General features: G+C 26.2%; 6 protein-coding genes. All 6 read right to left on the reverse strand.

The features are described from left to right. Positions 1-37 precede the first annotated feature (37 nt). Positions 38-1,249, reverse strand: coding sequence for an arginine deiminase (arcA, locus tag BN346_RS03835; protein WP_034439650.1), 1,212 nt, complete (start codon positions 1,247-1,249; stop codon positions 38-40). A gap of 53 nt (positions 1,250-1,302) precedes the next feature. After that, positions 1,303-2,493 carry a MerR family transcriptional regulator gene (locus BN346_RS03840; RefSeq protein ID WP_034439652.1) on the reverse strand — a complete coding sequence of 397 codons (1,191 nt, stop codon included), beginning with the start codon at positions 2,491-2,493 and terminating at the stop codon, positions 1,303-1,305. A gap of 294 nt (positions 2,494-2,787) precedes the next feature. Then, positions 2,788-3,534, reverse strand: coding sequence for a CPBP family intramembrane glutamic endopeptidase (locus BN346_RS03845; protein WP_034439654.1), 747 nt, complete (start codon positions 3,532-3,534; stop codon positions 2,788-2,790). A gap of 369 nt (positions 3,535-3,903) precedes the next feature. After that, entirely contained in the window at positions 3,904-4,974 is a 1,071-nt protein-coding gene (locus BN346_RS03850; RefSeq protein ID WP_034439656.1) for an NAD(P)H-dependent flavin oxidoreductase, read from the reverse strand. 258 nt (positions 4,975-5,232) lie between these two features. After that, on the reverse strand, positions 5,233-5,874 hold the full coding sequence (locus BN346_RS03855) for an amidase domain-containing protein (protein ID WP_242838388.1): 642 nt from the start codon (positions 5,872-5,874) through the stop codon (positions 5,233-5,235). A gap of 100 nt (positions 5,875-5,974) precedes the next feature. Next, a partial coding sequence (locus BN346_RS03860; RefSeq protein WP_034439659.1) for a carboxyl transferase domain-containing protein occupies positions 5,975-6,600 on the reverse strand: 626 nt, incomplete at its 5' end.

Here is a 6,600-nt window from a genome sequence, read left to right on the forward strand (position 1 = left end):
CCCCTAATTATCTATTTTTATTTTATATATTTAAATTTTATCTTTCTCTTATTAAAGGCATAGACATGCATCTTGGACCGCCACGGCCCCTTGATAACTCTGATGATGGAATAACATGAATTTTTATATTGTTTTTTAATAAAATTTCATTAGTAACATAATTTCTTGCATATACTATAACTTCACCAGGTCTTATGCACAATGTGTTAGACCCATCATTCCATTGTTCTCTTTGAGATATTACATAATCTCCCCCACCACATCTTATAAGTTTTACATCACACTCTAAATACTTAGAAAGTACTTCCTCTAACGTCATGCTCTCTTTTTTAATATTTAATTGTTTTTCTTTTCCCCTTGTAAGTTCAAATATTTCTAATGGGCCTTCTATTTGTGGATGTATTGTAAATTTGTCATAATCAACTTGTGTAAATACGGTGTCTAAATGCATATATGCTCTTGTTTTTGGAATTTTAAATGCTAATATTGTTTCTATTTCACTATCCTCTTGAAAGAATATATTACTAGCAAGTTTTTCTATTGCTTCAGATGTAGTCCTTTGAGATATACCTATTGCTAGTACTTTTTCATTTAAGTTTAGTATATCTCCACCTTCTATATGGTGCTCAAGTGTTCTATCATAAATCCTACTTGTATCTTTATAATCTCTATGATGTCTAAATATATAATCTGCGTATATTGTCTCTCTATTTCTAGTTATTGAGTACATTCTATTTAAACTTATCGAACTCCCTATAGATGCAAATGGATCTCTTGTAAAATATAAATTCGGCATAGGATCAGTGATAAATGGATATGAATCATCAATATAATCAGTTAATGTACAATTTTTTACTTTAGGCAATTCTGACTTATTTATTCCTTCCATAGTTTTTCGTACAAGCTCTTCATTACAGGTAAAAGATTTTAAATAATCATATATATTTTCTCTAGCCTGTACACTTTTCACTTTTGACTCTTTAATAAATTGCTTTATAAACTCATCCTTTACTTCATCATCTTTTATAGCTTCAGCCATCAACTCATGCAGATATACTACTTCAACATCATTTTTTCTTAATACATCTGCAAATTCATCATGCTCTTCTTGAGCTACTTTTAAATACGGAATATCATCAAATAGCAATCTTTCCAAATACTCAGGTGTTAAGTTTTCAATTTCTCTTCCTGGCCTGTGCAGCAAAACTTTTTTAAGTGGTTTTATTTCACTTGTTACACTTATTCCCATAACTCTTCCCTTTCTTCTATTATTGATTTATCTTTTTTACCATGTATATAAATTTAATACCTTATACTTTTAAATACCCCACTATTAATAGTTATATTAATGCCTTTGTCCTTTTTTATTTTCTCATATACATAGTTTTCAAACTCTTTTTTTCTAGTATCAACTATTTCTAAAATAGTTCCTGGTATGGAGTATATATACTCCAATATATCTATATAATTATTTATTATTAACTTATCTTCATATAAATTTAAATTAATATCTTTAAAATATTTTCCTAATATTTTTTCCCCATTTTCTAAGCCAAACTTATTAGAAATCTTGTCTCTTGATATTCTAATGTTTTTACTAAATCCTAATATTAAGTCTTCTAATTCATTCATATTTTTATTTCCCATTGTTGAACAATAGAAATATCCACCCTTTTTCAATACTCTTTTTATCTCTTTTAAAACTGAATCTAAATCTCTCATATAAAAAAGTATATGATCTGCAATAACTATATCAAAGGATTCATTTTCATATGGTAGTCTAGATGGTTCTGCTACTTCAAATTTAAAGTTATACTTTTCACTCTTCAAATTTTCTTTAGCATCTCTTATCATATCTTCACAAATATCAGTTAAGGTTATGTTGGCATTATTTTCTAGCTTATTTATATTTTTCAGCCACAACTCACCATTTCCACAACCTATCTCTAAAACTTTGTCATTTTCTTTAAAATCCATATGATCGAAGACCCATGTGTACCATCCTTCTGTATTAGACCCAAATTTATCTTGAAGTTTTATATCAGCATATAAATTAGAAGAATCTATTGATCTTTGTAATAGCTCCTTTTCACCTTCTAGCATTTTTATTATATCTATAGTGTTGTAAAATTCTAGATTGTTGTTTTCTTTCATACTAACTTCTGCTGTTTCTATAGCATTTAAAATTATTTTCATTTGATTCATCTTGTTTTTTATAATATTTTTTTGTAACTTTAATGATCTTTCCATATCGTCCTTGTCAAAATTCTTTTCTTCAGTAGCAATGACTTCATCTAAAGATAATCCTAAATATTTTAATGCTAAAATTCTTTTTAACTCTATAAAATCTTTATTTGTATAAAGCCTATGACCTTTCTCATTTCTCATGCTTGGTTTCAATATTCCAATGGTGTCATAGTATCTAATTGTCCTTATTGTAACCCCTGCCATTTTGGCAAATTCACCTGTTGTGTAAAATTCTTTTTCCTCCATCTTTATCCCCCCAAGCTATTGCCTAATTTTATTTTATATGGTTACGTAACGTAGGTGTCAATACTATTTTTTAAATATTTATTATATTCTAATTATTTCGACTTAATTTAGCGTATTGAATTAATCATCCTTATAAAAATTAATTCTTTCAGAGAATGTTATGGTATATTTGAATTTACCTATAAAGCTTCTTTTTTCCCTTAGTAGCTGAGACTTATATCTCATCGATTTTGAGTTTAGATATTCACCCAAATTCTTAAAAAGTAAAATTTATCCTACATATGAAATAAATTTCTAATAAATTGTACCACTAAAAAAAGGACAAAAGTCGGCAAACGCATGCAAAATAGTTCCTGGTATTAAACTTTTAGTTTCCATTTGAAGATATCCCAAAACTAAAGTTAATGGTATGAGTATTATTATTTTCTCTGGTAACATACTAATTCCATAAATTTTAATATTTATAGTTGTATGTATTAAAACTGATATTAATGTTGAAATTAGATATCCTTTTTTCTTTCCATTTATAATTATTAATCTAGTTTGCAAATATCCCCTATAAATAAATTCTTCTGAAAATGCTATTAAAATCATATACCTAATAACAAAATATTCAATTAATTTTTTATAATTACTTGTTTTTAATAATGTTAAACTTGGATTGTTTAACAAAACATATACACTACCAATTATAAAACCTAAAATAGTTAATTTTATAATATTATTTTTAGTAATTCCAACACTCTTTAAACTTTCTCTATTTTTTATCATTGTTAACACAATTGGACTACATAAAACAATTTGTAGTGTTGTATTTATCATCAAATTATTATTGGAAAACTTATCTAAAAATATAATTATATATATATTCATAAAAATAATACTTATCAAAACAGGTAAAACCACATTCCAATTTTTCAAATGACTATTATCTTTAAATTCTATTTCTATCCCTTGAATTTTAAAAATCCTCAAAAAAATATTAGTTATAAGAAAAATTATAATAGCTGTACTTATAATATTGATATAACCATTAACCATATGACCCCTCCAGCTTTAAATAGTATAAATATATTAATTATCATCAGTGCGTACAACTAATTTGCAATTAGACTTACTTTTTAGTATATCTTTTACCTTTCTTCCATTAAATACTAATTTAACATTTTTATTCAATATTTTTTCAAAGTTCATTGTTTTTTTAGAAATTATTAACATTAATTTAATCTATTTACTTATATATTCTAAATTTAAAATTAATAATTTACATAAAAAAAGCCTTAATTAATAAGGCTGTTTTCAATAAAATCTGTAAGTTATACTTGTTTTAAATACATTTATTTTATCATTATAAATTATTTTGTTTATTTATATTTATATATGTTACGTTATGTTTATTTTTCTATGCAATTAAGAATTCTCTATTTCTCTTAATACCTCATTTATAATATTTTTCACAGTACTTATTTCTTTAATTTTATAAGCATTTTCTCCACAAAATAGAAGTCCACTATCTACATTACCTTTTGCTGATTCTATTAAAGCCTTTGTTATACAATAATCTGTTGTCCTAGGATTGCATGGTATTAAACAATCATAACATTTTTTTATTACTTCTTTTTCATTTTCAACTTTTTTTATAAATGGATTTATTATTGCTCTTCCTGGCATACCAACAGGACTTTTAACTATATTTATATCTTCTTTTTTACAATCTACATATGCCATTTTAAAATTCTTATGTGCATCACATTCTTCTGTAGCTACAAACCTTGTCCCCATTTGCACTCCATCTGCTCCCATTTTTAAATATTTTGCAATATCATTTCCATCATAAATTCCACCAGCTGGTATTATGGATATATTTTTTTTATATTTTTCTTCATATTCTTTTTTAAAATTAATTATATCTTTTACACATTCATCAAATGCAATGTTATCTATATTTTCAAGTTCAGCTTTATTGAATCCAAGATGACCTCCAGCTTTTGGTCCTTCTACAACTATAGCGTCTGGAATTACATTATATTTTGTATCCCATAACTTCAGTATTAGCTTTGCTGCTTTTAAACTTGATACTATTGGTACAATCTTCACATCATATCCTTTTACCAATTTAGGAAGATTTTTAGGTATTCCAGCACCTGATATTATAAGATTAATTCCTGATTCAATAGCTACCTTTATGTGTTCTTCATAGTGTTTAGTTGCAACCATTATATTTATTCCTATTATTCCTTTTGGAGCTATCTCACGTGCTTTTTCTATATGCTTTTTAAGGGCTCTTAAATTTGCTTCTAATGTATTGCTTTCAAAATCATCTTCCATATATCCTATCTGTGCTGTAGAAATAATACCTATTCCACCTTCTTTTGCAACAGTGCCGGAAAGATTGGATAATGATATCCCTATTCCCATTCCACCCTGAATAATAGGTACTTTAGCTTCTAAATTTCCTATCCTTAAAGAATTAAAATTCATACTTTCGTTCCTCCCTTTATTCATCTTCGATTTTATAAAATATTTTTTATAGAATTCCAAGCTCAAATTTTAAATAATACATTTATCAATTAAAAAACATTTTTCTTTCATCAAGAAACAGCAATTATTTGAATAAGTATTTCTTTTAAAATTGATTTAGAAAATTTTATCAATTTGTGTTTTATTTTTAATATTGAAACCATATAATAAAAGCATGTTTTCACATGCTAACAAACAATAAATTAAATTAATTCTAATTTAAAAATGATAAATATATATCTTTCTTTCATCTTTATTCCTTAACAACTTTAAATATTCATATAAGGACACATGCTTTCTATTTACACTATGTTGTGCTACAAATAAATCATTTCTATTTGAAACAAGATTATATTCCTTAGCATGTATCATTTGAGTATGATACGGATAATTTTTATTATTGGGATCTCCATATTGAACTACATCTCCAATTTCTAAGAATTTATATAACTCTTCAAAATTTTCAAAGGCTTCTTGTACTGTAATTTCCTTATATAATTTTGCTTTGTTATATCCAAATCCATCTTCATTTCCCCAATATCTCCTAAAATATCTAGCACTTCTCCAACTTAATGATACCCTATTCAAATTTCCAGCATCTTTTGTATAACAAAACCAACTATTTTTCAATCTATAATCTTGCCCTTCCATAATCATTCCACCAGCTGCTAATGCTTGTGATATAAAATTAGTACAATCATTTTCTATAAATATAGGGTAATCACTAATATTAGATGCTTCTGCATATATTTCTACATAGTGTTTTGCTGACACTCTATCATAGTTTTTATTTCTTTTCATATTCTCATCTTTAATTTTTAATTTTTTTCCAATTTTTATAAACTTGTTTTTTAACTTCAATACTACCACCAACCACACATAATTTTAAAATTTATACATTTTTATATATTATATGCAGAAGTTTCAGTTTTGTTTTTAAATTTTGTTAAAATATTAACTCTTATTCTTGTACTTCACCCATTTTTCTAAACTTATCATATCTATCATTTAAAAGCATTTGTATAGGTTTCGTCTTTAGTTTTTCTATAGATTCATGTAAATGCATTCTTATATCATTACACATAGATTCCAAATCCATATGTGTTTCTTCTATTGGTTCTTCTATAATTTTATCAATTATTCCAAACTCAAATAAATTATCTGCTGTTATTTTCATATCTTCTGCAGCCTTCTTTGCTTTTTTACTATCTTTATATAAAATACTTGCAAATCCTTCTGGAGATAGTATTGAATATATGGAATTTTCCATCATCCATACCTCATCGGCAACAGCAATTCCTAGTGCTCCGCCACTACCACCTTCACCTATCACTATTGATATTATAGGTGTTTTTAAATTAGACATCTCTAATAGATTTTTTGCAATAGCTTCTCCTTGTCCTCGTTCTTCAGCCTCAACACCACAAAATGCACCTGGAGTATCAACAAAACATATAACTGGTCTTTTAAATTTTTCAGCTTGTTTCATAATCCTTAATGCTTTTCTATATCCTTCTGCTTTAGGCATTCCAAAGTTTCTTAATATATTTTCTTTGGTATTTTTTCCTTTTTGCTGAGCTATTATTG

This window comes from Clostridium ihumii AP5, assembly GCF_000612845.1.
Taxonomy (GTDB): Bacteria; Bacillota; Clostridia; order Clostridiales; family Clostridiaceae; genus Clostridium_J; species Clostridium_J ihumii.